The sequence below is a fragment of the Photobacterium piscicola genome, from assembly GCF_046058925.1.
Taxonomy (GTDB): domain Bacteria; phylum Pseudomonadota; class Gammaproteobacteria; order Enterobacterales; family Vibrionaceae; genus Photobacterium; species Photobacterium piscicola.
In genome coordinates, this window is the sequence record NZ_CP175534.1 from 1,048,851 (window position 1) to 1,075,847 (window position 26,997).

20 protein-coding genes and 29 tRNA genes are annotated in these 26,997 nt (G+C 41.5%); 10 read left to right on the top strand and 39 right to left on the bottom strand.

The window, feature by feature from the left end; translation table 11 throughout:
• Positions 1 to 56: 56 nt before the first annotated feature.
• From ybeY to mtgA, 4 genes are all read right to left on the bottom strand, one after another.
• Positions 57 to 518 (bottom strand): rRNA maturation RNase YbeY, encoded by a 462-nt coding sequence (gene ybeY / locus ACJZU6_RS05165; protein WP_327780213.1) that lies wholly within the window; start codon positions 516 to 518, stop codon positions 57 to 59.
• Entirely contained in the window at positions 518 to 1,615 is a 1,098-nt protein-coding gene (locus tag ACJZU6_RS05170) for a PhoH family protein (protein WP_080158112.1), read from the bottom strand. Before ACJZU6_RS05170 ends, ybeY begins: the two co-directional genes overlap by 1 nt.
• A 112-nt stretch (positions 1,616 to 1,727) precedes the next feature.
• Positions 1,728 to 3,155 carry a tRNA (N6-isopentenyl adenosine(37)-C2)-methylthiotransferase MiaB gene (gene miaB / locus ACJZU6_RS05175; RefSeq protein WP_080158111.1) on the bottom strand — a complete coding sequence of 476 codons (1,428 nt, stop codon included), beginning with the start codon at positions 3,153 to 3,155 and terminating at the stop codon, positions 1,728 to 1,730.
• A 168-nt stretch (positions 3,156 to 3,323) separates the two neighbouring features.
• Entirely contained in the window at positions 3,324 to 4,052 is a 729-nt protein-coding gene (mtgA, locus tag ACJZU6_RS05180) for a monofunctional biosynthetic peptidoglycan transglycosylase (RefSeq protein WP_080158110.1), read from the bottom strand.
• Between the two features lie 169 nt (positions 4,053 to 4,221).
• Here mtgA and ACJZU6_RS05185 point away from each other — a divergent pair, with 169 nt between their 5' ends.
• Entirely contained in the window at positions 4,222 to 5,382 is a 1,161-nt protein-coding gene (locus ACJZU6_RS05185; RefSeq protein ID WP_107277088.1) for a 2-octaprenyl-3-methyl-6-methoxy-1,4-benzoquinol hydroxylase, read from the top strand.
• A gap of 162 nt (positions 5,383 to 5,544) precedes the next feature.
• Here ACJZU6_RS05185 and ACJZU6_RS05190 read toward each other — a convergent pair.
• The 34 genes from ACJZU6_RS05190 to lolB all read right to left on the bottom strand — a co-directional run bounded on the left by ACJZU6_RS05190 (position 5,545) and on the right by lolB (position 14,274).
• Positions 5,545 to 5,629: transfer RNA gene (locus ACJZU6_RS05190), tRNA-Leu, on the bottom strand.
• A gap of 34 nt (positions 5,630 to 5,663) precedes the next feature.
• Positions 5,664 to 5,740: transfer RNA gene (locus tag ACJZU6_RS05195), tRNA-Met, on the bottom strand.
• A gap of 38 nt (positions 5,741 to 5,778) precedes the next feature.
• A tRNA-Gln gene (locus ACJZU6_RS05200) sits at positions 5,779 to 5,853 on the bottom strand.
• A 41-nt stretch (positions 5,854 to 5,894) separates the two neighbouring features.
• Positions 5,895 to 5,979, bottom strand: a tRNA-Leu gene (locus tag ACJZU6_RS05205).
• An 81-nt stretch (positions 5,980 to 6,060) separates the two neighbouring features.
• A tRNA-Leu gene (locus ACJZU6_RS05210) sits at positions 6,061 to 6,145 on the bottom strand.
• Positions 6,146 to 6,178: 33 nt separating this feature from the next.
• Positions 6,179 to 6,253 (bottom strand) — tRNA-Gln (locus tag ACJZU6_RS05215).
• Positions 6,254 to 6,294: 41 nt separating this feature from the next.
• Positions 6,295 to 6,379, bottom strand: a tRNA-Leu gene (locus tag ACJZU6_RS05220).
• 81 nt (positions 6,380 to 6,460) lie between these two features.
• Positions 6,461 to 6,545 (bottom strand) — tRNA-Leu (locus ACJZU6_RS05225).
• A gap of 33 nt (positions 6,546 to 6,578) precedes the next feature.
• Positions 6,579 to 6,653: transfer RNA gene (locus tag ACJZU6_RS05230), tRNA-Gln, on the bottom strand.
• A 41-nt stretch (positions 6,654 to 6,694) separates the two neighbouring features.
• Positions 6,695 to 6,779, bottom strand: a tRNA-Leu gene (locus ACJZU6_RS05235).
• A 75-nt stretch (positions 6,780 to 6,854) separates the two neighbouring features.
• Positions 6,855 to 6,939 (bottom strand) — tRNA-Leu (locus tag ACJZU6_RS05240).
• A 33-nt stretch (positions 6,940 to 6,972) separates the two neighbouring features.
• A tRNA-Gln gene (locus ACJZU6_RS05245) sits at positions 6,973 to 7,047 on the bottom strand.
• Positions 7,048 to 7,111: 64 nt separating this feature from the next.
• Positions 7,112 to 7,196, bottom strand: a tRNA-Leu gene (locus ACJZU6_RS05250).
• A gap of 75 nt (positions 7,197 to 7,271) precedes the next feature.
• Positions 7,272 to 7,356: transfer RNA gene (locus ACJZU6_RS05255), tRNA-Leu, on the bottom strand.
• Positions 7,357 to 7,389: 33 nt separating this feature from the next.
• Positions 7,390 to 7,464, bottom strand: a tRNA-Gln gene (locus ACJZU6_RS05260).
• A 63-nt stretch (positions 7,465 to 7,527) separates the two neighbouring features.
• Positions 7,528 to 7,612: transfer RNA gene (locus ACJZU6_RS05265), tRNA-Leu, on the bottom strand.
• A gap of 80 nt (positions 7,613 to 7,692) precedes the next feature.
• A tRNA-Met gene (locus ACJZU6_RS05270) sits at positions 7,693 to 7,769 on the bottom strand.
• Between the two features lie 38 nt (positions 7,770 to 7,807).
• Positions 7,808 to 7,882: transfer RNA gene (locus ACJZU6_RS05275), tRNA-Gln, on the bottom strand.
• A 43-nt stretch (positions 7,883 to 7,925) separates the two neighbouring features.
• Positions 7,926 to 8,010, bottom strand: a tRNA-Leu gene (locus tag ACJZU6_RS05280).
• Positions 8,011 to 8,060: 50 nt separating this feature from the next.
• A tRNA-Met gene (locus ACJZU6_RS05285) sits at positions 8,061 to 8,137 on the bottom strand.
• 62 nt (positions 8,138 to 8,199) lie between these two features.
• A tRNA-Gln gene (locus ACJZU6_RS05290) sits at positions 8,200 to 8,274 on the bottom strand.
• A gap of 64 nt (positions 8,275 to 8,338) precedes the next feature.
• Positions 8,339 to 8,423: transfer RNA gene (locus ACJZU6_RS05295), tRNA-Leu, on the bottom strand.
• A gap of 75 nt (positions 8,424 to 8,498) precedes the next feature.
• Positions 8,499 to 8,583, bottom strand: a tRNA-Leu gene (locus ACJZU6_RS05300).
• Positions 8,584 to 8,616: 33 nt separating this feature from the next.
• Positions 8,617 to 8,691 (bottom strand) — tRNA-Gln (locus tag ACJZU6_RS05305).
• A 63-nt stretch (positions 8,692 to 8,754) separates the two neighbouring features.
• Positions 8,755 to 8,839 (bottom strand) — tRNA-Leu (locus ACJZU6_RS05310).
• An 80-nt stretch (positions 8,840 to 8,919) separates the two neighbouring features.
• Positions 8,920 to 8,996 (bottom strand) — tRNA-Met (locus tag ACJZU6_RS05315).
• A gap of 38 nt (positions 8,997 to 9,034) precedes the next feature.
• Positions 9,035 to 9,109: transfer RNA gene (locus tag ACJZU6_RS05320), tRNA-Gln, on the bottom strand.
• A gap of 43 nt (positions 9,110 to 9,152) precedes the next feature.
• Positions 9,153 to 9,237 (bottom strand) — tRNA-Leu (locus tag ACJZU6_RS05325).
• Positions 9,238 to 9,287: 50 nt separating this feature from the next.
• A tRNA-Met gene (locus ACJZU6_RS05330) sits at positions 9,288 to 9,364 on the bottom strand.
• A gap of 304 nt (positions 9,365 to 9,668) precedes the next feature.
• Positions 9,669 to 10,760 carry a redox-regulated ATPase YchF gene (ychF, locus tag ACJZU6_RS05335; RefSeq protein ID WP_408900736.1) on the bottom strand — a complete coding sequence of 364 codons (1,092 nt, stop codon included), beginning with the start codon at positions 10,758 to 10,760 and terminating at the stop codon, positions 9,669 to 9,671.
• Between the two features lie 94 nt (positions 10,761 to 10,854).
• The gene (pth, locus tag ACJZU6_RS05340) at positions 10,855 to 11,445 is read right to left on the bottom strand and encodes an aminoacyl-tRNA hydrolase (RefSeq protein ID WP_408900737.1); all 591 of its coding nucleotides are present in this window, start codon (positions 11,443 to 11,445) and stop codon (positions 10,855 to 10,857) included.
• 248 nt (positions 11,446 to 11,693) lie between these two features.
• Positions 11,694 to 12,641 (bottom strand): ribose-phosphate pyrophosphokinase, encoded by a 948-nt coding sequence (locus ACJZU6_RS05345; RefSeq protein ID WP_036793517.1) that lies wholly within the window; start codon positions 12,639 to 12,641, stop codon positions 11,694 to 11,696.
• Positions 12,642 to 12,673: 32 nt separating this feature from the next.
• Positions 12,674 to 13,552 (bottom strand): 4-(cytidine 5'-diphospho)-2-C-methyl-D-erythritol kinase, encoded by an 879-nt coding sequence (gene ispE / locus ACJZU6_RS05350; RefSeq protein ID WP_080158106.1) that lies wholly within the window; start codon positions 13,550 to 13,552, stop codon positions 12,674 to 12,676.
• A 50-nt stretch (positions 13,553 to 13,602) separates the two neighbouring features.
• Positions 13,603 to 14,274, bottom strand: coding sequence for a lipoprotein insertase outer membrane protein LolB (gene lolB / locus ACJZU6_RS05355; protein WP_408900738.1), 672 nt, complete (start codon positions 14,272 to 14,274; stop codon positions 13,603 to 13,605).
• A gap of 214 nt (positions 14,275 to 14,488) precedes the next feature.
• On the opposite strand from lolB, the gene hemA reads away from it, so the two are divergent.
• From hemA to ACJZU6_RS05390, 7 genes are all read left to right on the top strand, one after another.
• A complete protein-coding gene (gene hemA, locus ACJZU6_RS05360) occupies positions 14,489 to 15,751 on the top strand; it encodes a glutamyl-tRNA reductase (protein WP_080158104.1) in 1,263 nt (420 codons plus the stop codon).
• A 45-nt stretch (positions 15,752 to 15,796) separates the two neighbouring features.
• Positions 15,797 to 16,885, top strand: a complete 1,089-nt coding sequence (gene prfA, locus ACJZU6_RS05365; protein ID WP_080158103.1) for a peptide chain release factor 1 — start codon at positions 15,797 to 15,799, stop codon at positions 16,883 to 16,885.
• A complete protein-coding gene (gene prmC / locus ACJZU6_RS05370) occupies positions 16,885 to 17,739 on the top strand; it encodes a peptide chain release factor N(5)-glutamine methyltransferase (protein WP_408900739.1) in 855 nt (284 codons plus the stop codon). Before prfA ends, prmC begins: the two co-directional genes overlap by 1 nt.
• 5 nt (positions 17,740 to 17,744) lie before the next feature.
• Entirely contained in the window at positions 17,745 to 18,125 is a 381-nt protein-coding gene (locus ACJZU6_RS05375; protein WP_080158172.1) for a SirB2 family protein, read from the top strand.
• Between the two features lie 13 nt (positions 18,126 to 18,138).
• The gene (locus ACJZU6_RS05380; protein ID WP_162841605.1) at positions 18,139 to 18,948 is read left to right on the top strand and encodes a SirB1 family protein; all 810 of its coding nucleotides are present in this window, start codon (positions 18,139 to 18,141) and stop codon (positions 18,946 to 18,948) included.
• Between the two features lie 14 nt (positions 18,949 to 18,962).
• Entirely contained in the window at positions 18,963 to 19,817 is an 855-nt protein-coding gene (kdsA, locus tag ACJZU6_RS05385) for a 3-deoxy-8-phosphooctulonate synthase (protein WP_199190808.1), read from the top strand.
• A 284-nt stretch (positions 19,818 to 20,101) separates the two neighbouring features.
• The gene (locus ACJZU6_RS05390; protein ID WP_080158100.1) at positions 20,102 to 21,361 is read left to right on the top strand and encodes an HAAAP family serine/threonine permease; all 1,260 of its coding nucleotides are present in this window, start codon (positions 20,102 to 20,104) and stop codon (positions 21,359 to 21,361) included.
• Between the two features lie 112 nt (positions 21,362 to 21,473).
• Here the strand turns inward: ACJZU6_RS05390 and ACJZU6_RS05395 are convergent, their stop codons facing one another.
• The gene (locus tag ACJZU6_RS05395; protein ID WP_408900740.1) at positions 21,474 to 23,357 is read right to left on the bottom strand and encodes a methyl-accepting chemotaxis protein; all 1,884 of its coding nucleotides are present in this window, start codon (positions 23,355 to 23,357) and stop codon (positions 21,474 to 21,476) included.
• A 297-nt stretch (positions 23,358 to 23,654) separates the two neighbouring features.
• On the opposite strand from ACJZU6_RS05395, the gene ACJZU6_RS05400 reads away from it, so the two are divergent.
• Together ACJZU6_RS05400 and ushA are read left to right on the top strand one after the other, a co-directional pair.
• Positions 23,655 to 25,013 (top strand): Na+/H+ antiporter NhaC family protein, encoded by a 1,359-nt coding sequence (locus ACJZU6_RS05400; RefSeq protein WP_408900741.1) that lies wholly within the window; start codon positions 23,655 to 23,657, stop codon positions 25,011 to 25,013.
• 310 nt (positions 25,014 to 25,323) lie between these two features.
• Positions 25,324 to 26,997, top strand: coding sequence for a bifunctional UDP-sugar hydrolase/5'-nucleotidase UshA (gene ushA, locus ACJZU6_RS05405; protein ID WP_408900742.1), 1,674 nt, complete (start codon positions 25,324 to 25,326; stop codon positions 26,995 to 26,997).

The window sequence follows — 26,997 nt, forward strand, 5'->3', positions numbered from 1 at the left end:
TTGCCACGGAAATGCGGCTTGGTTTAGTAAGCCGCGGAATATTCGTTGGTATGTTACTACTTTTCAGAAATGTAAGGGTCGACAAAATCCATGTTTTGCATTATTTCAGTCTCTAATGCTTCCATTTCTTCTGCTTCATCATCTTCGATATGATCATAACCTAGCAGATGCAGACTGCCGTGTACAACCATATGTGCCCAATGTGCATTAAGCGGTTTTTGTTGCTCAATGGCTTCCGCTTCGACAACTTGACGACAAATAATTAAATCGCCAAGTAAATTCATTTCGATTTCAGGTGGCGCTTCAAATGGAAATGAAAGTACGTTTGTTGGTCGATCTTTGCCACGGTACTCAAGGTTGAGTGCATGACTTTCTTGCTCGTCAACTAATCGAATAGTAACTTCAGCATCGGCCTGAAATGGGGTGACTGCGGCATTTAGCCATTGTTGAAATTCAGCTTCAGTCGGTAATCCAGTTTCGTCTGCTGTTGCAAGTTGTAGATCAAGATAAATCGCCATTAGTTACTCTTTTGTGATTCAATTTTAGCGGCAGTCGCAACGGCGAATAAGGCGGCGTCTTTGGCGTCTTGTTCTGTACGACGACGTTGTTCTGCTTGTTTACGTTGTTTTTGATCTTCACTTTCCCAAACTTCATAAGCTTGAACAATGCGAGCTACAACAGGGTGGCGCACAACGTCATTGGCTAAGAAAAAGTTAAAGCTAATATCTTCAACATTCGATAATACTTCAACCGCATGACGTAAACCTGAACGTGCGCCACGCGGTAAATCGATTTGAGTGACATCGCCGGTGATCACGGCGCGAGAATTAAAGCCAATACGAGTTAAGAACATTTTCATTTGTTCAACAGTAGTATTTTGGCTTTCATCTAAAATAATAAAGGCATCGTTCAGTGTTCGACCACGCATATAAGCCAATGGTGCGACTTCAATCACATTACGCTCAATCAGTTTTTCTACCCGTTCAAAACCGAGCATTTCAAATAAAGCATCATAAAGTGGGCGTAGGTATGGGTCGACTTTCTGGCTTAAATCACCTGGTAGGAAGCCTAACTTTTCACCAGCCTCAACCGCGGGACGAGTTAGCAGAATACGGCGCACTTCTTGGCGCTCAAGCGCATCAACGGCGGCGGCAACAGCAAGGTAGGTCTTACCAGTACCCGCAGGGCCAACACCAAAGGTAATATCATGGGTTACGATATTGGCAATGTATTGGGCTTGGTTGGGTGTACGTGGTTTTATGATCCCTTTTTTGGTTTTTATATGGACTTCTTTACCAAAAGGAATACTTGTTTCTACGGTTTGTTCTAGGACGCCAGAAGCTTTGATCGCCAGATGAATATGGTCGGGTTCAATATCTGGAATGTTGTTATGTACGGGAGCCGTATCAACGTATAAATCTTTAATGATATTGGTGGCAATATCAGCAGTGTGTGGTTGACCCACGACGCTAAAGTGGTTGCTGCGATGATTGATTTCAACACCTAAACGACGTTCTAGTTGTTTGATGTTGTCGTCGAAAGGACCACAAAGGCTGGAAAGACGCTGATTATCAGCTGGTTCCAGATCAAATTCTACAGTAATTATCTTGCTCAAGGTTTGCCTCTCATTGAGGTCGCCTAAATGTAGGCGACCATATTTTCAGGGCATGCGACTTACTTTGAATAATAGTGATTACTGCGCGTGATTTGACGGCAGTGAACGACAGTTATTCTGGAGTATATACGCCTACACCTAAATCATCTTCACGGCGCGTTTTTGCCATCATTGCTGCTGGTGACATTGCAACGCGAAGATCCATTTCTGCTTCAGTACGAACAAGTTCGCCACGTAATGAGTTAGTAAATACATCGATGATTTTTACATCAACAAATTGACCAATTAACTCAGCAGAGCCTTCAAAGTTTACAATACGGTTGTTTTCAGTACGACCGCGTAGTTCCATCACATTTTTACGCGATGGACCTTCAACTAAAATACGTTGCTCTGTGCCAAGCATTTGACGAGCATGGCGCATAGCTTGACTATTTAGTTGTTGCTGTAGGGCGTACAGACGCTCTTTCTTCACTTCTTCAGTCAGATCACATGGGTAATCTGCTGCTGGCGTACCAGGGCGAGGTGAGAAGATAAAGCTGTAACTAATATCAAAATCGATATCACGAATCAGTTTCATGGTATCTTCGAAATCTTGATCAGATTCACCTGGGAACGCGACAATAAAGTCTGAGCTCATGGTGATATCTGGGCGTACTTTACGTAACTTACGAATTTTTGACTTATATTCAAGTACCGTATGAGGACGCTTCATCATTGTTAGAATACGATCTGAACCACTTTGTACTGGTAGGTGTAAGTAGTTAACCAGCTCAGGGGTATCTTTATAAACGTCAATAATGTCGTCAGTAAATTCAATCGGGTGACTGGTTGTGTAACGTACACGGTCAATACCGTCAATCGCCGCTACTAAACGTAGAAGTTCAGCAAAGCTGGCAAGTTCACCATCATGTGTTGGACCACGGAATGCATTCACGTTTTGGCCAAGTAGGTTAACTTCACGTACACCTTGATCTGCCAGTTGAGCAATTTCAAATAACACGTCATCAATTGGACGGCTAACTTCTTCGCCACGGGTGTAAGGCACTACACAATACGTACAGTATTTAGAACAGCCTTCCATGATAGACACAAATGCTGTTGCGCCGTCTGCACGAGGCTCAGGCAAACTATCGAACTTTTCAATCTCAGGGAATGAAATGTCCATCACGGTTTTTTCATTTGATTGAGAACGTTTAATCATCTCTGGCAAACGGTGTAGGGTTTGTGGACCAAAGATAACATCAACGTAAGGTGCGCGTTTGCGAATAGAATCGCCTTCTTGAGTCGCTACACAGCCACCAACGCCGATCACTAGATCAGGTTTTTTATCTTTTAGTTTTTTCCAACGGCCTAGCTGGTGGAAAACTTTTTCTTGTGCTTTTTCACGGATCGAACAGGTATTAAGTAGCAGAACATCTGCTTCTTCTGGGATTTCTGTTAACTCGAAGCCATTAGCAGCATTAAGAAGATCGGCCATTTTTGATGAATCGTATTCGTTCATCTGGCAGCCCCAGGTTTTAATCAGCAGTTTCTTCGCCATCTCTCTTCGCTCGTAGTGTTGATTCATTACATTCAGATTACGGGCTGACAGGCCGCATTACCGTATGTAAAAGGTAATGCCCTGTAGCAAGCCGCGTATTGTACTGCTTTAAACTCGGTCTGACTAGATCATCACCACCCTGAAAAAAGTGTGGTCTTTTGGAATTGACTAGCGATAGAGATTAAAAGATTTAAAAAGTGATTGTTCATCATAGACCTTATTTAGCGTAACCATACCTAGTTGACGCATTTGTTTACGGATCCATAATGTTCGTTGATAGACATAATTACTCATTGGACTGGCTTTTATTTTATACGGATTAGGTAATACTGCGGCTAGTTGTGCTGCTTGCTGAGCGCTAAGTCGACTCGCTGGAATATGGAAAAAATGCTCACTAGCCGCTTGAACACCATAGATCCCTGGACCAAATTCAATGACGTTTAAGTAGGTTTCTAAAATACGATCTTTGCCCCAAATAACCTCCATCCATAATGCAAAATACAATTCGATGCCTTTACGAATGAAAGAATGGCTGGGAAATAAAAACACATTCTTAGCGGTTTGTTGAGTAATGGTACTGGCTCCTCGGCTAGGGCCGTTTTTACCACTGTGTTCAAGTACAGATAAAGTGGCACTAAGATCGATACCATGATGTTCTGGAAAGGTTTGATCTTCTGAGGCTATCACTGCTAATTGCATATTTTTTGAAATCTTATCCAAATTAACCCATTGATGATGTGTTTGCTTTGGATAACCTTGTGGTGGGAATAGAGTACGGCTAATTTCCCAGCCCCAAAACGGTGGGTTGATAAATTTAAAAATAATGATTAGCACAATAGGCACAATTAACGCGCTTAAAATAAGTTTAATAGTAAAACGTTTAAAGCCTGCCAGCATGGTGGTTGGATTCCTGTCAGCGATGAGAGGGAGTCGCTAATGGGCGATTAGCGATGAATACATTATGGTAGTATCCCAATAACCGTATTTTCTTATACAATCATCTAACACAATGGTTTGAAAGATTATAACCAAATAATAAGCTTGGGCATAATAGGTAGGTAAAGATATGGAACAATATGATGTCATTGTTGCCGGCGGCGGTATGGTGGGGGCTGCTACCGCGATTGGTTTAGCGCAACAAGGGCTAGATGTGGCTGTAATTGAAGGCTATGCACCACAGCCCTTTATGTTAGCCCAAGCGATGGATTTACGTGTTTCGGCTATTTCTCCACGTTCAGTTGCCCTATTAGAACAATTAGGCGCATGGCAATCTGTAATGGCGATGCGTTTATGTCCCTTTAAGCGTCTTGAAACGTGGGAACATTCTGAGTGTCGCACGCGGTTTAATGCCGATGAGATGCATCTGCAGCAATTGGGTTATATTGTTGAAAACCGTGTACTTCAATTAGCGCTATGGCAACAGTTTGAACAATACGACAATATTACTTTATTGTGTCCAGCAACCATGGTGGCAGCAACTGCGATTGATGATGGTTATCAGATTGAATTAGACGATGGCTCACTGCTTAATTGTGGTTTACTGATTGGTGCTGATGGCGCTAACTCTCAAGTACGCCAGCAAGTAAATATTGGTATTACCGCATGGGATTATCGTCAACATTGTATGCTAATTAATATCACGACGGCTTTGCCACAACAGGATATTACTTGGCAGCAGTTCACCCCCGCGGGGCCGCGGTCATTTTTACCTTTGCCAGGCCATCAAGGATCACTTGTTTGGTATGACTCTCCTGCTCGAATTCGTCAATTATCAGCAATGCCTGCCGCGCAATTACAGGCAGAGATCATGGCAACGTTCCCGAGTGAATTAGGCGAGTTTACCGTGCTTAATCATGGTAGCTTTCCCTTAACTCGTCGTCATGCACAAACATACTATAAACCCAATGTGGTGTTATTAGGTGATGCAGCCCACACCATTAATCCATTAGCTGGGCAAGGGGTTAATTTGGGCTTTAAAGATGTTGCTTGTTTAATCGATAAAATCAGCCAAGCTGGTGGTGAGTGGCAACAACCTCACGTTCTGGCTAATTATGAACGTTGTCGTCGGCCTGATAATTTGATTATGCAAACTGGAATGGATTTTTTCTACAGCACGTTTAGTAATAATATTGGGCCATTAAAGTTACTGCGTAATGTTGGATTACGGGCTGCTGATCATACTGGTGTGATAAAAAAACACGTATTGAAGTATGCAATGGGGATATAACGATAGTATTGAATGTCTTTTGTAACGAAAATAAAAACAAAAAGCCGAGTAAAATTAATTACTCGGCTTTTTATTTATTCTTTTATTTGCCGTCGTCATCAATAGAGATGATCACTATATTGCAGATAAAAGAAAACCTACTCAAAGAGTAGGTCTCTAATATGGTGCGGAAGGAGAGACTTGAACTCTCACACCTTACGGCGCTAGAACCTAAATCTAGTGCGTCTACCAATTCCGCCACTTCCGCAAATTTTTATTCTTAACTGTCATCAGAAAATAAATGGTGGCTACGACGGGATTCGAACCTGTGACCCCATCATTATGAGTGATGTGCTCTAACCAACTGAGCTACGTAGCCAACATAGAATACTGAAATGAATCAATACTCTTAAAGAGTGGCAGGTCTACCTGGATTCGAACCAGGGTATGACGGCATCAAAAGCCGTTGCCTTACCGCTTGGCGATAGACCTACAGTGCTTATTTTCATAAGACTTTCACAAACTAGAGAGAATGGTGCGGAAGGAGAGACTTGAACTCTCACACCTTGCGGCGCTAGAACCTAAATCTAGTGCGTCTACCAATTCCGCCACTTCCGCATATTGTCAGTTATAAATAACCGTATTTCTCTAGTGTATTGTTTAAATCAGTAATTGGTAAAAAGTCGATTTAAAGAATAATGGTGCGGAAGGAGAGACTTGAACTCTCACACCTTACGGCGCTAGAACCTAAATCTAGTGCGTCTACCAATTCCGCCACTTCCGCAATGATTAACTGTCGCAACAATTAATCTAAATATGGCAGGTCTACCTGGATTCGAACCAGGGTATGACGGCATCAAAAGCCGTTGCCTTACCGCTTGGCGATAGACCTACAGTGCTTATTTTCATAAGACTTTCACAAACTAGAGAGAATGGTGCGGAAGGAGAGACTTGAACTCTCACACCTTGCGGCGCTAGAACCTAAATCTAGTGCGTCTACCAATTCCGCCACTTCCGCATATTGTCAGTTATAAATAACCGTATTTCTCTAGTGTATTGTTTAAATCAGTAATTGGTAAAAAGTCGATTTAAAGAATAATGGTGCGGAAGGAGAGACTTGAACTCTCACACCTTACGGCGCTAGAACCTAAATCTAGTGCGTCTACCAATTCCGCCACTTCCGCAATGATTAACTGTCGCAACAATTAATCTAAATATGGCAGGTCTACCTGGATTCGAACCAGGGTATGACGGCATCAAAAGCCGTTGCCTTACCGCTTGGCGATAGACCTACAGTGCTTATTTTCATAAGACTTTCACAAACTAGAGAGAATGGTGCGGAAGGAGAGACTTGAACTCTCACACCTTGCGGCGCTAGAACCTAAATCTAGTGCGTCTACCAATTCCGCCACTTCCGCATATTGTCAGTTACGAATAACTGTTGTATCTCTGATCGTATTTTTCACATTAACCGTAGTTAAGATGAAGAATAATGGTGCGGAAGGAGAGACTTGAACTCTCACACCTTACGGCGCTAGAACCTAAATCTAGTGCGTCTACCAATTCCGCCACTTCCGCAATGATTAACTGTCGCAACAATTAATCTAAATATGGCAGGTCTACCTGGATTCGAACCAGGGAATGACGGCATCAAAAGCCGTTGCCTTACCGCTTGGCGATAGACCTACAGTGCTTAAATACATAAGCGTTGCTTGTTGGGTAGTAACAAGACTTTTTAAATCAGAGAGAATGGTGCGGAAGGAGAGACTTGAACTCTCACACCTTGCGGCGCTAGAACCTAAATCTAGTGCGTCTACCAATTCCGCCACTTCCGCATATTGTCAGTTATAAATAACTGTTGTATCTCTGATCGTATTTTTCACATTAACCGTAGTTAAGATGAAGAATAATGGTGCGGAAGGAGAGACTTGAACTCTCACACCTTACGGCGCTAGAACCTAAATCTAGTGCGTCTACCAATTCCGCCACTTCCGCAATGATTAACTGTCGCAACAATTAATCTAAATATGGCAGGTCTACCTGGATTCGAACCAGGGTATGACGGCATCAAAAGCCGTTGCCTTACCGCTTGGCGATAGACCTACAGTGCTTAAATACATAAGCTTTGCTTGTTGGGTAGTAACAAGACTTTTAAATCAGAGAGAATGGTGCGGAAGGAGAGACTTGAACTCTCACACCTTGCGGCGCTAGAACCTAAATCTAGTGCGTCTACCAATTCCGCCACTTCCGCATATTGTCAGTTATAAATAACTGTTGTCTCTGATTGTATTTTTCAATTAAGTATAGGTAAATACTTAGTTGAAGAATAAATGGTGGCTACAACGGGATTCGAACCTGTGACCCCATCATTATGAGTGATGTGCTCTAACCAACTGAGCTACGTAGCCAGCATAGAATACTGAAATAAATCAATACTCTTAAAGAGTGGCAGGTCTACCTGGATTCGAACCAGGGTATGACGGCATCAAAAGCCGTTGCCTTACCGCTTGGCGATAGACCTACAGTGTGCTTTTTCAAGCTATCTCTCAACTCTATTGAGAGAATGGTGCGGAAGGAGAGACTTGAACTCTCACACCTTACGGCGCTAGAACCTAAATCTAGTGCGTCTACCAATTCCGCCACTTCCGCATTTTATCAATGAACAAGCATTGATTTTCAATCTTATAATAAAATTGAAATGGTGGCTACGACGGGATTCGAACCTGTGACCCCATCATTATGAGTGATGTGCTCTAACCAACTGAGCTACGTAGCCGATTTAAAATACTGAACAACTATAATTTATAACAAATATAGCCAATCAATACTTTTAAATAATGGCAGGTCTACCTGGATTCGAACCAGGGTATGACGGCATCAAAAGCCGTTGCCTTACCGCTTGGCGATAGACCTACAGTGCTTAAATACATAAGCGTTGCTTGTTGAGTAGTAACAAGACTTTTTAAATCAGAGAGAATGGTGCGGAAGGAGAGACTTGAACTCTCACACCTTGCGGCGCTAGAACCTAAATCTAGTGCGTCTACCAATTCCGCCACTTCCGCATATTGTCAGTTACGAATAACTGTTGTATCTCTGATCGTATTTTTCACATTAACCGTAGTTAAGATGAAGAATAATGGTGCGGAAGGAGAGACTTGAACTCTCACACCTTACGGCGCTAGAACCTAAATCTAGTGCGTCTACCAATTCCGCCACTTCCGCAATGATTAACTGTCGCAACAATTAATCTAAATATGGCAGGTCTACCTGGATTCGAACCAGGGTATGACGGCATCAAAAGCCGTTGCCTTACCGCTTGGCGATAGACCTACAGTGCTTAAATACATAAGCGTTGCTTGTTGGGTAGTAACAAGACTTTTAAATCAGAGAGAATGGTGCGGAAGGAGAGACTTGAACTCTCACACCTTGCGGCGCTAGAACCTAAATCTAGTGCGTCTACCAATTCCGCCACTTCCGCATATTGTCAGTTATAAATAACTGTTGTCTCTGATTGTATTTTTCAATTAAGTATAGGTAAATACTTAGTTGAAGAATAAATGGTGGCTACGACGGGATTCGAACCTGTGACCCCATCATTATGAGTGATGTGCTCTAACCAACTGAGCTACGTAGCCAACATAGAATACTGAAATAAATCAATACTCTTAAAGAGTGGCAGGTCTACCTGGATTCGAACCAGGGTATGACGGCATCAAAAGCCGTTGCCTTACCGCTTGGCGATAGACCTACAGTGTGCTTTTTCAAGCTATCTCTCAACTCTATTGAGAGAATGGTGCGGAAGGAGAGACTTGAACTCTCACACCTTACGGCGCTAGAACCTAAATCTAGTGCGTCTACCAATTCCGCCACTTCCGCATTTTATCAATGAACAAGCATTGACTTTCAATCTTATAATAAAATTGAAATGGTGGCTACGACGGGATTCGAACCTGTGACCCCATCATTATGAGTGATGTGCTCTAACCAACTGAGCTACGTAGCCATTTTGCTTCCAACAGCCACTGCTCTTAGTGAGCCGCTTCGTTGGGAACGGGGCGCATTATGCTCATACCAGCTAAAACCGTCAATAGTTTTTTTTGAAAAACAGCGAAAATTCGTTTGTTCGTCGGTTATTTGGGCGAACTGGGCGAATCACAAACTGATATATGAATTGTCAGCTAACAATAATTAAAATTGTGACCTAGCGCTGATTTATTTTTAGGCTTGAGGTGATAAAAAATAAGCCAGCATAATGCTGGCTTATTCATCAATTCATCGTTATATCAATAATAATTGAATAGAAACGATTATACATTGAAGCGGAAATGTACTACATCACCATCTTTAACGATGTAATCTTTACCTTCTAGACGCCATTTACCCGCATCTTTTGCTGCTGATTCGCCGCCGCATTCGATGTAATCATCGTAGCCGATAACTTCAGCACGAATAAAACCTTTTTCAAAGTCTGTGTGGATAACACCCGCAGCTTTTGGTGCAGTAGCGCCAACAGGGATAGTCCAAGCACGCACTTCTTTAACACCAGCCGTGAAGTAGGTTTGTAGTGATAGTAGTTCATAACCAGAACGAATAACACGGTTAAGACCAGGTTCTTCGATACCCATGTCAGCCAAGAACTCTTCACGATCTTCATCGTCAAGTTCTGCGATTTCAGATTCCATTGCCGCACAGATAGGCACAACAATCGCGTTTTCTGTTGCAGCACGCTCAATAACTTTGTCTAGGAATGGGTTATTTTCAAAACCGTCATCATTAACATTAGCAATGTACATGGTTGGCTTTAGCGTTAAGAAGTGCAGGTAATCTATTGCTGCTTTTTCTTCTTTGCTTAGTTCCATTGAACGTAGCATTTCGCCGTCAGTTAATATTGGCAGCATTTTTTCTAGTACTTTGATCTCAGTTTTAGCATCGTTATCACCGCCTTTAGCTCGCTTAGCGACACGGAAAATAGCGCGCTCACAGGTATCAAGGTCAGCCATTGCTAATTCAAGGTTGATGATATCGATATCTTCAAGAGGGTCAATACGGCCAGCAACGTGAACGATGTTCTCATTTTCAAAACAACGAACAACGTGACCAATAGCATCAGTTTCACGAATGTTAGCTAAGAACTTGTTACCAAGACCTTCACCTTTAGATGCGCCAGCAACAAGGCCTGCGATGTCTACAAATTCCATTGTGGTTGGCAGAATACGTTCTGGTTTAACGAATACTGCTAATGCATCCATGCGAGGATCTGGCACAGGTACAACACCTGTGTTTGGCTCGATAGTACAGAATGGGAAGTTAGCTGCCTCGATGCCTGCTTTTGTTAAGGCATTGAACAGTGTTGACTTACCAACGTTTGGTAGACCTACGATACCGCATTTAAAACCCATGGCTTGTAACCCTTTTGGTGATTATTCTGTAACAACTCAACTATAGTACTCAATGGTGAGTCTATAACGACAAAACAGTACTGTTACCAGTGTGCTATTCTGCCTTGAATGAATGAAGACGATTTTGTGCCTTACTGAGGCCGTCTTTTAGAAGCACATCAATACAGCGCACTGATTCGTCAACAGCTGCATTAATAAGTTCTTGATCTTTGGCCGGTGCCTTTCCTAGCACATAACCAGCGACTTTATTTTTATCGCCAGGGTGGCCAATGGCAATCCTTAGACGATAGAAATCTTTGTTATTGCCCATTTTGCTAATGATATCACGTAGGCCATTATGACCACCGTGACCACCGCCTTTTTTAAACTTGGCAACACCAGGAGGTAAGTCAAGTTCATCATGCGCCACTAAAATTTCTTCCGGTTTAATTTGGAAAAAATTAGCAAGCGCAGCAACAGACTTACCCGATAAATTCATGAATGTGGTTGGGATCAACAAGCGAAGATCTTGACCATTAGTTATGATCCTGCCTGTTAGACCAAAATATTTTGGATCTTGACGTAGGGTAACGTTATGGACTCGAGCTAGTTCTTCAACGACCCATGCACCAGCATTATGGCGGGTTTGTGCATACTCTTGGCCAGGGTTTGCCAGGCCGACAAGTAACCGAATATTATTACTCACGCTTGTCTCTCTTGTCATATAGCAGTAGTGATAGCGTTTTGTGATGACCACTGTAATGGCTAAACCGAGCAATAGTCGGGTTCAAAACGCGCGCTATATTATACTAAATCAAGTGAAATTGATACGACTCTGCGGTGATCGGGTTTTTCAGCAGTCAATAAAAAATAAAACGCCCCGCAAAAGCGAGGCGTTGGTTTTTATTTAGCTAAGAATTTAGCTGAGATAAATCTCATTCTAATCGAACGTGATTAGTGCTCAAACATCGCAGAAATTGATTCTTCGTTGCTGATACGACGAATCGCTTCAGCTAGCATGCCTGACAGCGTAAGTACTGATACTTTACCTGTTGCAGCAATTTCTTTTGTTAGTGGAATTGAGTCAGTCACAATGATTTCATCAATGACAGATTCAGTGATGTTTTGTAGCGCACTACCCGAGAATACAGGGTGGGTCGCGTATGCAAATACACGTTTAGCACCGCGTTCTTTTAGTGCTTCAGCCGCTTTACATAATGTACCGCCAGTATCGATCATGTCGTCAACGATAATACAATCGCGACCTTCAACATCACCGATTAGGTGCATAACTTGAGAAACGTTAGCACGTGGACGACGCTTATCGATGATAGCAATATCAGTATCATCTAATAGTTTTGCAATCGCGCGCGCACGTACAACACCACCGATATCAGGAGAAACAACCACTGGATCTTGTAGGTCTTTCGCTAACATATCTTCTAGCAGCACAGGGCTACCAAATACGTTATCGACAGGAACGTCGAAGAAACCTTGGATTTGTTCAGCGTGTAGATCAACCGTTAGTACGCGGTCAACACCTACATTAGAAAGGAAGTCAGCAACAACTTTGGCAGTGATTGGTACACGAGCAGAACGTACACGACGATCTTGACGCGCATAACCGAAGTATGGAATCACAGCAGTAATACGACCTGCAGAAGCACGACGTAATGCATCGATCATAACAACCAGTTCCATTAGGTTGTCGTTAGTTGGTGCACAAGTTGATTGAATAATGAATACGTCGCTACCACGCACGTTTTCATTAATTTGCACACATACTTCACCATCGGAGAAACGGTCAACCGTTGCGTCTCCTAATGAAATATAAAGACGATCAGCGATGCGTTGGGCTAGTTCTGGTGTAGCGTTACCAGCAAACAGCTTCATATCAGGCACGGTGTAAACCTCAGGTTGCGTCCAAGTTGTAATTACTGACAATCCATAGAATATGTGGCTAGCGTTGTCATCAAAGGAGATACGTTAACACCTTTTGCGACAAATCCCTGGAGCCAGTCAGGTAAATTATTCAAAATATCATTGGCATTTTGCTCGGAGTCACATTCAGCAAACACACAAGCGCCAGTACCAGTTAATCTTGACGGTGCATATTCTAACAGCCATGAAAGCGCCTGATCAACCTCGGGATTAAGACTTCTTACAATTTTTTCGCAATCGTTTTCGTAAACCCCACGTAACAGGGCATCTAAGCTGCGTTTTTTTGTATTACGTGGTAGTTGCGGATGGTTGAAAATTTCAGCAGTTGCGATGCTAATATCGGGTTTAGCGATGAGGTACCATTTTTCTTGTGGTAATGCAGGTTGTAATTTTTCACCAATTCCTTCTGCGAATGCACTATGACCTCGAACAAAAACAGGCACATCAGCCCCTAGTTTTAAGCCGATAGCGGCAAGTTCATCAACGGAGAGGTGTGTTTGCCATAAAAAATTCAATGCGACTAAGGTTGTTGCGGCATTGGATGAACCACCACCTAAACCGCCACCCATAGGCAAAATTTTATCAATGTGAATCTCTGCTCCAAAATTTACTTGCGCGGCTTGGCGCAAAGCAATGGCTGCGCGATAAATTAAATTATCTTCGGTGGCAACACCTGTAATGGTGGGTGTTAGGGTTATTTCACTATCTTGACGGGCTGTTATGGTTAATGTGTCGCCATAATCAACAAACTGAAATAATGTTTGCAAGTCATGATAACCGTTGTCTCGCTGACCTGTAATATAAAGAAAAAGGTTAAGTTTTGCAGGTGCTGGCCACTGAGTGGCAATATCAAATTTGGCGTTGTGGTTCATGAAAATAACTCATTATTACGTAAATTTAAAATATGAATAAACCAAGGTTATTACGCTGTTTTCCATTGGGAGACTTTTATTTTTATGGTTAAATTTCCTTGCTTTAAGGTCATTAGTGTTGGCAGTGAGGGTACTTGAGTATTGTCATAAGTACTGTAATGCATCTCCCAAGTTCGACCCGCTATTTTTTTGGTTAAAAAGGCGACTTGGTCATTTTTATTGAGTAGGTAATGATCGGCTCCTGTGGGTAAACCGATTAGCCAATCTTGCATTTGTTGGAGTGGTAAGCTAATGCCTGTGAGCTGTTGTACGAGTTGTGCTGCATTGGTTCCATGGTAGGTTTTACCATCAGGATCGGTCAGCGTCACCGCATTAGGACGAGCATCCAACTTAAGGATCGTTTTATACATTTTGGTTAAAATAAGTTGATAATCATCAGGTTGGTTTTGCCAATTAAAGGACAGCGTCACCCGTTGTTGTGGGCTAATATAACCAAAGACACCTTGAGCATGATAATTGGTGAGTTGTTTTAATTGGGCTTGATGGAGGGGCCAATCGGCTTTATGCGTTACTGTCGGTTGCTGGGCACAACCTGCAAGCAGTGATAGCGATAAAGCGAAAAATGCACTAAGCCATTTTTTTTGATGTGCTGTAACCACATTTTTGAGTGGCGGGGTTACCGACGTGAAAGTAATATTTTTAACAAGATTACGCAATATCATCGTAGGGGATCTCTATCAAAATGAGTCAAAACAATAGCGATAATTTAATCGAATACCAAATTATACCCCCTAACGAAGCTAATAAGGTGGCTAAAAAACGATAAAAATGGTGTCATTATGGATTGATTACGTCTGTTGCCTTTTATTACGACATGGCATCAAGTAAAATCTGCACCTTAGATTTTTTCACTGCCAAAGTGGGTATACTGTTTCCATGACCTTGCTTGCATTAGGAATCAACCACAAAACAGCTTCTGTTGATTTGCGTGAGAAGGTAGCTTTTTCTCCTGAAAAACTGTCTTTGGCACTGCAGGAGCTTAAAAACCATCCTGAGGTATCAAGTGCGGTTATTGTATCGACATGCAACCGTACCGAAGTTTACTGTGAATTATCACAGTCAGGACCGGGTGTGATTATTGACTGGTTGACCAAATTTCATCAGATCACAGCCGAAGAATTGATGCCAAGCCTGTATTTTCATGAACAACAAGCTGCGGCGCGACATTTAATGCGTGTGGCGTGTGGCTTAGATTCGTTAGTATTAGGCGAACCGCAAATCCTAGGACAGGTGAAGCAGTCTTATTCGGAATCAAAAGACAATGGAACTGTGGTTGGTACCTTAGAAAAATTGTTTCAAAAAACGTTTACTGTCGCAAAGCGAGTACGCACTGAAACCGATATCGGTGGTAATGCGGTGTCTGTCGCCTATGCTGCATGTTCGTTGGCTAGACAAATTTTTGAAGCTTTATCAGGTGTGACGATGTTGCTCATCGGAGCAGGAGAGACCATTGAGTTGGTTGCTCGTCATGCAGTTGAACAAGGCTGTAACCGTTTAATTGTTGCCAATAGAACCCGTGAGCGTGCTGCTAATCTAGCGCGAGAATTTGGTGCTGAAGTGATTGGTTTAGAAGATATTCCCAATCACCTTCATTGTGCTGATATTGTGATTAGCTCAACGGCAAGCCCATTACCCATTGTCGGTAAAGGCATGGTCGAAGTCGCGTTGAAGCAACGTCGCAATCAGCCAATGCTCTTTGTTGATATCGCCGTACCACGTGATATTGAATCACAGGTGGGCGATCTTAATGACGTCTATTTATATTCTGTTGATGATCTGCATTCGATTGTCGAGAAAAATCGTGAGCAACGTAAAGTGGCTGCGATTCAAGCTGAGGCGATAATAGCTGAAGAAAGTATTGCCTTTTTACAGTGGCTACGTTCACTGGAAGCGGTGGATAGTATTCGTGATTATCGCCAATACGCAGAAGCAATAAAAAATGAGCTGTTACAACGCAGCTTACAAGCAATCGCCAATGGCACCGATCCTGAAAGAGCCTTGGTAGAATTGAGTAATAAATTAACCAATAAGCTTATCCATGCCCCGACGAAAGCCATGCAACAGGTCGCCAAAGATGGTGAATCTGACAAATTGGTTGTGATCCGTGAAGCACTTGGGCTGGATTCCTATAACGATTAGTAGTTGATGGCCTAGGCCTTCACTCCGCACCCTAATTAGAAGATTATGAAGCAATCAATTTTAGTTAAATTAGAAACGCTGGTTGAACGTTACGAAGAAGTTCAACATTTACTGGGTGATCCCGGTGTTCTTAGTGATCAAAACCGATTCCGCGCACTATCAAAAGAGTATTCTCAGCTTGAAGAAGTGACCAAGTGTTTCCAAGCGTACCAACAAGCGAAAGATGATCTTGAAGCCGCTGAAGAAATGGCGCAAGAAGATGACGCTGAAATGCGCGAAATGGCACTAGAAGAAATCAAAGACGCGAAAGCTGAAATTGAACGTTTAGCGGATGAGTTACAACTATTATTGATTCCTAAAGATCCTAATGATGATCGTAACTGTTTCGTTGAAATTCGCGCAGGTGCTGGTGGCGATGAAGCAGGTATTTTCGCGGGTGACTTGTTCCGTATGTACAGTAAATATGCTGAGCGTCGCGGCTGGCGTATGGAGATCATCAATGAAAACCGTTCAGAGCAAGGCGGTTACAAAGAGATGATTGCTAAAGTAAACGGCGATGGCGCTTATGGCGTATTAAAATTTGAGTCAGGCGGCCACCGTGTACAACGTGTACCAGCAACTGAATCTCAAGGCCGTGTACATACCTCTGCTTGTACTATCGCAATTTTACCTGAAATTCCAGAAGCTGAAATTCCTGATATTAATGCAGGTGATTTAAGAATCGATACTTTCCGCTCATCTGGCGCAGGTGGTCAGCACGTTAACACCACCGATTCTGCAATTCGTATTACTCACTTACCAACAGGTATTGTGGTTGAGTGTCAAGATGAACGTTCACAACATAAGAACAAAGCGAAAGCAATGTCTGTTCTTGCTGCGCGTATTATTAAAGCGGAAGAGGAACGTCGTCATGAAGCAGAAGCAAGTACGCGTCGTAACTTGTTAGGCTCAGGTGATCGTTCTGACCGTATTCGTACTTATAACTACCCACAAGGTCGTGTTTCTGATCACCGTATTACGCTAACACTTTACCGTTTAAATGAAGTGATGGAAGGTGACTTAGACGCATTGATCCAACCTGTATTTACTGAATACCAAGCCGATCAGCTTGCTGCAATGGCTGAGCAAAACTAATGCCACGCAGCATTGAATGTTTATTACAACAGACCAGTGCACAACTTACGACTGCGGGCTCTAATAGCCCGCAGTTAGACAGTGCCGTTTTGTTATGTCATGTACTCGATAAACCACGTAGTTACTTGTTAACATGGCCTGAAAAGCAGCTTGATGATACGCAATTTGACATATTTTCAGCGTTATTAGCCCGTCGAATAGCGGGTGAGCCGATTGCTTATATTGTCGGCGAACGTGAGTTTTGGTCATTGTCATTAAAAGTGGCTCCGTCGACATTAATTCCCCGTCCTGATACTGAAAGATTGGTTGAACTCGCGTTAGAGAAAATTCCAACGCATCAATGTCAGGTACTAGATTTAGGGACCGGAACAGGCGCCATAGCCTTAGCTATCGCATCTGAACGAGCGGATATTGCCGTTACTGGAATTGATTTACGCCCCGAAGCCGTCGCATTAGCCACTGAAAATAGCCACAGATTAGATATTACCAATAGCCGTTTTTTATGCGGTAGTTGGTATTCCCCACTTGAACAACAGCCTCAATTTGCCGTCATTGTCAGTAATCCGCCTTATATAGATGAAGCGGATCCACATCTGATTGAAGGTGATGTACGCTTTGAACCTAAAAGTGCGTTAGTCGCTAGTGATAACGGACTCGCTGATATTCGTATTATTAGCCAATATGGACGCCAATATTTATTGCCTGACGGTTGGTTACTCATGGAACATGGTTTTGAACAAGGCGCAGCCGTTCGAACGATTCTTGAGCAATTAGGCTATGTGCAGGTATCAACATGTCAGGATTATGCTGGGCTCGATCGTGTTACGATGGGTTGCTGGCAAGGAGATCATTAACAATGATGTATATGGCAATGAAACACATCCACCTTACTGCAATTGCGTTAAGTGTCTTATTGTTTGTCGCACGCTATATAATGGTGATGGCAAACTCATCAATGATACAGAAAAAATTCTTTAAGATTACTCCCCATATCATTGATACGATCATGTTAGCGTCTGGTGTGGCATTAATTTTTATTACTGGCTTTATGCCTTTTACCGCTGGTAATGGCTGGCTAACAGAAAAATTAACCTGTGTTCTTGCTTATATAGCATTAGGTTATTTCACTCTTCATCATGGAAAGAATAAAGTCTTTAAGACGTTTGCCTTTTTAGGCGCAATTGGCTGGCTAGTGCTAGCGGCACAATTAGCGATCACTAAAACACCTATCTTAGGCTAATGCAGGTAAAATCATGATGCCATTTAATGAACAAGAGCTTAATCAGATGCCGTTGGTTGATGGCGCGATTGCTTTCATGGCTGAAGTCGAGGCTGATTTCCCAACAACATGGGTACAGCTGCGCTTGACACAGTTAGCACAAGAAGCTGAACAAATGCTAATGGGGGAGGTTAACCCTCGTTTACGTTTAGATGGGTTATTACGACTGTTTTATCGTGAGTGGGGATTTCAAGGCGATCTTCAGCAGTATTTCTCATCAGAAAATGCATTTTTAGATAAAGTATTAGAACGACGCAAAGGGATCCCAGTTAGTTTAGGGGCAATTTTGTTGTATCTGGCTAAGCAGCTAGAATTACCTGTTGAAAACGTTGGTTTTCCAACTCAATTTTTATTGAAAGTTGTGTGGTCGAAAGATGATATTCAATACATCAATCCTTTTGATGGTGAATTTGTTAGCACCCATATTTTACGGAGTTGGTTGATTGGTCATCGTGGTCCTTTTGCTGAATTTAAATCTGAGTATCTTGATGAACAACAAAATAACGTTATTTTATCGCGCTGGTTAACGGTAATGAAAAGTGCGTTATTACGAGAAGAACAATTTACTGATGCGTTACGTTGCAGTGATTTAGCACTCGTATTAAATCCAGGCGATCCACACGAAATTCGTGATCGGGGCTATATTTACCAGCAACTTGATTGTCTTCATGCGGCTGCGGTAGATTATTCTTATTTTATTGAGCAATGCCCTGAAGATCCTGCTGCTGATTTACTTAAACTTCAAGTTGATGCTCTATATGAAGAGCCTCTTACCTTGCACTAGATGAGAAGATAAATATGATGCAACAAAAAATTGTTCGTGTTGGTGATATTGATGTTGCTAACGATAAGCCATTCGTCCTTTTTGGTGGTATGAATGTGCTAGAGTCGCGTGATTTAGCGATGGAAATTTGTGAGCACTACGTAGAAGTAACCAACAAATTGGGTATTCCTTTCGTATTTAAAGCGTCTTTTGATAAAGCTAACCGCTCATCTGTACATTCGTACCGTGGTCCTGGCTTAGAAGAAGGTTTAAAAATCTTCCAAGAACTAAAAGACACTTTTGGTGTGAAAATCATTACTGATATTCATGAAAAAGAACAAGCACAAGTTGTTGCTGATGTAGTTGATGTGATTCAGCTACCTGCTTTTCTTGCTCGCCAGACTGATCTTGTTGAAGCAATGGCAAAAACCGGTGCCGTGATCAATGTGAAAAAACCACAGTTTATGAGTCCTGGCCAAGTAGGTAACATTGTCGAGAAGTTTGCTGAGTGCGATAACCACAATGTGATTCTATGTGAGCGTGGCGTATTGCATGGTTATGATAACCTTGTGGTTGATATGTTAGGCTTTGATGTAATGAAAAAAGCATCAAAAGGTAGTCCAATTATTTTTGATGTAACGCACGCACTTCAATGTCGCGATCCTCTAGGCGCTGCGTCAGGTGGTCGTCGTGAGCAAACCATTGATCTTGCGCGTTCAGGTATCGCGACAGGTATTGCTGGTTTATTTATGGAAGCACACCCAACGCCAGATTCTGCACGTTGTGATGGTCCATCTGCTTTCCCACTTGATAAGCTTGAGCCTTTCCTTGCGCAAATTAAACAATTAGATGATTTAATTAAAAGTTTTGCACCAATCGAAGTGAACTAATTATCTATTAGAGATAGCTTTTTGGCCCTATGAATTCTGTTCATAGGGTTTTTTTGTGTAAAAATCACGCGATGTTGAAAAAATTGTTTAATTGAAAATTTTGGTTGTTTATTCTAAAATTTAACCATAAAAGCAGTTTAATATATTGCTTATTGTTGCTTTATTAGTGACTGTAGGATATTGAACTCTGTTATTTTAGGGTGATCTGTGTCACTCTTTTTTTGAGTCTTGTCGATGCTCGTTTCATACTGATGGCCAGTTTTATTAAGTCGTAGTGAGTTACCGTGTCAATATCACAAGATCTTTCCGCATCTGAAGCCGCAACCGTTTCGTCTCGTTGGACTAAGCATGACACCAGTTGGATGTTAAGCTTATTTGGGACCTCCGTTGGTGCTGGCATTTTATTTTTGCCGATTAATATTGGTTCTGGTGGTTTTTGGTCATTAGTGATCATGGCATTATTGGCAGGGCCTATGACATTTTGGGCTCATCGCGGGTTGGCTCGGTTTGTTTTATCATCTACCCAAAAAGATGCAGATTTTACTGATGTGGTTGAAGAGCATTTCGGCCAGCGTTATGGACGCTTAATCTCACTGCTTTATTTTCTGTCTATCTTTCCTATATTACTTATATACGGTGTCGGCTTAACCAATACGGTTGATAGCTTTATGGTGCACCAACTTAATATGGCTCCACCGTCACGCGTTTTGCTATCCGGTGGGTTAGTGTTTGGTATGATCGCTATTATGCTTGCAGGTGAAAAAACCATGCTACGAGTATTTAGTATGATTGTTTACCCTTTGGCACTTATTTTAGCGGGCATTTCAATTTATTTGATCCCAAGTTGGCATATGCCTGATTTTAGCTTTCATCAAAGTATTGGTGATTTGAGTGCGTCGTTATGGTTAGCTGTTCCCGTGGTTGTTTTTGCTTTTAGCTATACGCCAGTGGTCTCCGGTTTTGTTAATGCTCAGCGCCGTCAATATGGTAAACAAGCACATACCAAATCAGAAACAATTCTAAAACGTACGTCAGTGATGTTAATTGCGTTTGTACTGTTTTTTGTTTTTTCATGTGTACTGAGCTTAACGCCAGCACAACTTCAGCAAGCGAAAGTGGATAATGTGTCAGTGTTATCGTATTTAGCCAATGTTGAAGACAGCCCTTTTATTATGATTTTAGGGCCATTAATTGCTTTTATTGCAATTACATCATCGTTCTTAGGGCATTTCATGGGGGCTCGTGAGAGTTTTAATGGCTTAGTTGCTAAGCAGACTTCTTTATCATTAAAGACCATTGATAAGATCGGCATTGTTGTGATGTTTATCAGCATTTGGTTTGCAGCGGTAATGAACCCAAGTATTTTAGGTATGATGGAAGCGCTGTCTGGGCCAGTGATTGCGATGATTCTATTTTTAATGCCTATGCTGGCGGTATATCACATTGAAAGCTTAAAAATATATCGCGGCAAAATAAGCACGTATTTCATCTTATTGATGGGGTGTTTAGCGGTTGGTGCGATTGTATTTAATATGGTTAAGTAAAATGGTAGCGACCTAAAGCATAAAAATAAAGGCTTGCTACTCTGTTTCTAGTTTCAACTAGCAGCAGGGTAGGCAAGCCTTTATTGTTGGTCATTAACTGGATAGCGAATAATTACAGTTTAAATCGATTAATTTCTTGTTGCAGTTCATGTGACAATGTTGATAACTCAGCAGCTTGTTTTGCTGCTTCATTAGCTTCTATTGCTAATTCATTTGATACATCACGAATTCCCTCAGTGTTACGAGTAATTTCAGATGTCACCGATGATTGCTCTTCTGCCGCAGAAGCAATTTGTGTTGCCATATCACTGATATTATTTACAGCTGTCGTGATTTGAGACAAGCTTGCAGAGGCCGAATTAGCATCATCAACACTGGTTTCTGCTAAATGACGGCTATCATCCATGATTCCCACCGCTTGGCTGGTGGTTTGCTGCAGCGTTTCGATCATCTGCTGAATTTCTTGAGTGGAAGCATGGGTACGTTGACTCAATACTCTAACTTCATCAGCAACAACAGCAAATCCTCGTCCTTGTTCACCCGCACGTGCCGCTTCGATAGCTGCATTCAGGGCTAATAAGTTGGTTTGCTCTGCAATACCTTGAATTGTAGAAAGAATGGTATTAATACTTTGTGCATGGCTGTTTAATGCGCTGATCACACCCGTTGCCGTTTCTACTTCTTGGGCAAGACTCGCGATTGATTGTTGGCTTTGGTTAACTTGGACGCTGCCATGGCCTGAAGCAATCACCGTTTCTTCTGAGGTGCGAGCAGTATTTTCTGCATTTGATGCAATTTCATGGGTAGCAGCTGCCATCTCATTAATTGCAGTCGCCACCATATTAATTTCATCTTGTTGAAATTGAATACGAGTACTGCGTTCTTCTGCTTGAGAAGCTGTAATATGTGACTGTTGGTTTAAGGTGCTAGATACGAGACTTAAACGCGTCAGCATGCTATGGAGGTTACTCACAAATAAGTTGAAGTTATGTGCTAGTTGACCCACTTCATCATTGCTATGAGGTTCAAGACGACGGGTTAAATCACCTTCACCACTCGCAATTTCTGCTAAGGCTGCTGATACTCGATTAAGATCGCGAAAGAGGAAATTAACTAATACTGTTAAGGCTGCGATCACTAATAGTGTAATAACGATTGCAGTAATAATTAACTGCTGTAACGCTGAATAGTAATTGGCTTCTTCTGTTGCTCGATCCATTTCTAACGCTAAAATCCAGTCGGTATTCGGTACATTAGAAAAATAGAATACTTTCTGGTGGCCATTTATAGTTAAGCTTTGGGATTTGTTCGTTGCAACCTGCTGTTCAATATTGGCTAATGTTAATTGGTTACTGTATTGCGCTAATGGTTTGAGTAATAGTTGCTTATTCGGGTGAGCGAGAAAAGTGCCATCTTGTTTATTGATTAACATGGCAAAAGCATTATCACCAACATCAAGGCTAATAACATCATTGATTAATTGATCGATGAGAACATCAGCACCCACAACGCCCACCATTTGGCCTTTAGCTTGTAATGGCTGAGCTATCGTGACTAATAAAGCATTAGTAATCGCATCTTTATAAGCGGTGGTAATGATTTGTTTGCCCGCTGTTTGTGCATCGCGATACCAAGGTCGAGTACGTGGATCGTAGTCAGCACGATTACGTTCAGGATGTGATCGCTCCATGGCGCCATCTATGGCACCAAAATAAATATCATCAAAGCCACCGCTTTTACGTGCTTGCTCTAAAAACATCACACTATTGGGTTGATCATAATATTTATCGAATGATTGTGTAATTGCACGGCGAATATTCATCCAGTCGGCAATACCTATTGTTGCTGTAGAGGCAATACTATGAGCACGCTCTGAGGTACTGGCGTGAGTCTCATTATCGAGTTGCTTGGCAGCCAACCATGTTAATGCTGTTGCCATTATTATCACCGCAGATACGCTAGCAATGATCAGTTTTTGTTTGAGTGAAAACTGCATTAGTTCATCTCATGAGTAAAAATATACCCTATGAGAGCAAATTCTAACTGGCATTACAATTGATTCAGTTATGATTAAATATTTTATTTTAAATGGGGTAAGATGTTGATATTTTATGACTTTTTATTGGCGCTAATGACGGGGAATACAGTCAAAATATTGGCGTAAATGTTTTTTTGACGGTTTTTTACGGAGAGTTATTATTGCGCATATGGATGTTTAGACGTCTAGATGTTGACAGTGATGACACATCCCATTAACCTAAGGGAAATTCTAAAATAGATATTCATTATCAGCATGTCAAACACAACTAAACCAGCAGCAATTACACCTTCAGCATTGGCATTGCTGCCATTGGGGATCTTTTTATCCTTATTTATCGGTGTCGGTAGTTACCTTACTTATCAAGGTGTCGACTTCGCATTTTATCAATTGCCTTCACCCGTTGCGGCATTACCTGCCGTAATAGTGGCTATTTTGCTGAGCAAAGAAAAATTAAATAAAGCAATAGAACAATTTATCCGTGGCGTTGGTCATAGCGATATTATTGCAATGTGCATGATTTATTTATTAGCGGGTGCTTTTGCGGCGGTTGCTAAGGCTTCTGGTGGTGTTGATGCAACGGTAAACTTAGGTATGGCAATATTGCCTGCGAGTATGATTTTACCGGGTATTTTTGTTATTTCAGCGTTTATTGCTACCTCAATGGGTACGTCTATGGGCACTATTGCTGCAGTGGCACCTGTGGCATTAGGTATCGCTCAAGCGGCTGGAATGGATGTAGCATTAACGGCTGGTGTTGTTCTTAGTGGTGCAATGTTTGGTGATAATTTATCGATTATTTCAGATACGACGATTGCTGCAACCCGTTCTCAAGGTTGTCAGATGAAAGATAAGTTTCGTGAAAATATTAAGATCGCCTTACCCGCAGCGATAGTGACGATGGTGTTGTTTGCTTTCAGTAGCTCAGTGACGACCCTACCTGCTGCTAACCCTATTGAATGGCTTAAGGTCTTACCTTATATCACCATTTTAATCCTTGCTATTTCTGGGGTGAATGTATTCGTTGTGCTGAGTTTGGGCATTGTGCTTGCTGGTGGTGTTGGCTTATTCTCGATTGATAGTTATAGCCTAACTACATTTGGTAAAGATATTTATAGTGGTTTTGGCAACATGCAGGAAATTTTCTTACTTTCAATGTTGATTGGTGGTGTGAGTGAATTAATGCGTCAGCAAGGTGGCTTAGCATTTTTAACCCAACTGATTAGTCGTGTGATTGGTAAGTTTAGTTCAAAGCATAGTCTTTCAGAAAATTCACGCGCAAGTGAGTTAGGCATTGCGAGCTTAGTCAGTTTAACTAACTGTTGTACTGCAAATAATACCGTAGCAATTATTGTATCTGGTGGTGTAGCTCGTGAGCTTGCCAAAGAAAATGGCGTTACTCCACGTCGTTCTGCGAGCCTGTTGGATATTTTCTCTTGTGTAATACAAGGGGTGTTACCTTATGGTGCGCAAGCCCTATTGTTAGGTTCGGTATTTAAGTTATCACCATTAGAAATAGTGTCTCATTCTTACTATTGTTTCTTTTTAGCCATTTCAGCGTTGGTTGCTATTTTTATTCGCCGTTCAGCGACTAAATTTGAAAAAGTATTTTAGGCTTAAATGACAAATTTTAGAGGCTAAATTTGCTCAATATTTTTTAAAAAAGCTCGGCAGTGTCCGAGCTTTTTTTATGGTTTGTGATCCACTATTGGTTTTGAATGTTGTAACAGTGATCTTGATTGCAAAATAGTGACGCTATAGACGTGGTTATTTTTGATTCACTTACACTGAGCGCAATTATTTTTAAGCTGTTATTTATTATTACTATTTAATCAAATAACACGATTATTTTTGCATCAATTTTAGTTGTTTTTTGCTATCCAAAATGATGGCATCGATGATTAAAATCGTTAAGGTGGATAACATGAAACAACGTCTATTTGCTAAAACTGCATTAACTGCTGCGCTACTTGCTGTACTGTCTGGGTGTGCGACATCGACAGCTGATACTGCGACAAAATGGAATGCAGATAAAACCTATCGCATTACTATTTTGCATACTAATGATAACCATGGCCGTTTTTGGCAAAACCAAAATGGTGAGTATGGAATGGCGGCACGTAAAACGTTGTTAGATAATATTCGTGCAGAGGTAAAAGCTGAAGGTGGCACTACATTATTGCTTTCAGGTGGTGATATTAATACTGGCGTGCCAGAATCAGATTTACAAGATGCAGAGCCTGATTTTAAAGGCATGAACATGTTAGGTTATGATGCGATGGCATTAGGTAACCATGAATTTGATAACCCACTTGATGTTTTACGTAAACAGCAACAATGGGCTAAATTCCCGATGTTATCGGCTAATATTTACGATAAAAAAACGGGTGAACGTTTATTTAAGCCATATCAGATTTTTGAACAACAAGGGATCAAAATTGCGGTTATTGGATTAACGACTGAAGATACTGCAAAAATTGGTAATCCAGAATATATCGGTGCTATTGAATTTCGAGATCCAAAAGCTGAAGCTAAGCGTGTGATCGCTGAGCTTGAACAAAATGAAAAGCCAGACGTTATCATTGCTGCGACTCATATGGGTCACTATGAAGATGGTCAACGCGGTATTAATGCGCCTGGTGATGTTGCACTGGCGCGTTATGTGGATGATGGCGATCTTGATATGATTGTTGGTGGCCACTCACAAGAACCTGTTTGTATGGAAGGGCCAAATAAAACCAATAACAACTTTAAGCCAGGTGATAAATGTACGCCTGATCAACAAAATGGTACATGGATAGTCCAAGCTCATGAATGGGGCAAATACGTTGGGCGTGCTGATTTTGAATTTCAAAATGGTGAATTAAATCTAATTAGTTATGATTTAATTCCTGTGAATTTAAAGAAAAAAATCAAATTAGAAGATGGCACTCAAAAACGGGTGTTTATTCAAAATGAAATTCAACAAAATCCAGAAGTACTATCGTTTTTAACGCCATTTCAAGAAAAAGGTCAAGAACAACTAACGGTTAAAATTGCAGAGTCTAACGGTAAGTTAGAAGGTGATCGTAATGTGGTGCGTTTTAAGCAGACTAATTTAGGTCGCTTAATTGCTGCTTCACACATGCAACGTGCGAAAGCTGATTTTGCGGTGATGAATTCCGGTGGTGTACGTGATTCAATTAATGCTGGTGACATTACCTATAAAGATGTGCTGACAGTACAACCTTTTGGCAATATTGTGTCTTATATTGATATGTCAGGAAAAGAAGTTTTAGACTATTTAAATGTTGTCGCAACTAAGCCTATTGATTCAGGTGCTTACGCGCAATTTTATGGCATTAGTATGACGATTGCTAAGGGGCAAGTGAGTGATGTGAAGATTGGTGGTCAGCCATTATTAATGAATAAGACTTACCGTTTTACTGTACCAAGTTTTAATGCTGCGGGTGGCGATGGTTATCCAAAAGTTAGTCATCACTCAGGTTATGTCAATACCGGATTTGTTGATGCAGAAGTTTTAAAAGAATTTTTACAACATAATAGCCCAATTGACGTTAATAAATATGCACCAAAAGGTGAGGTTATTTATAAATAA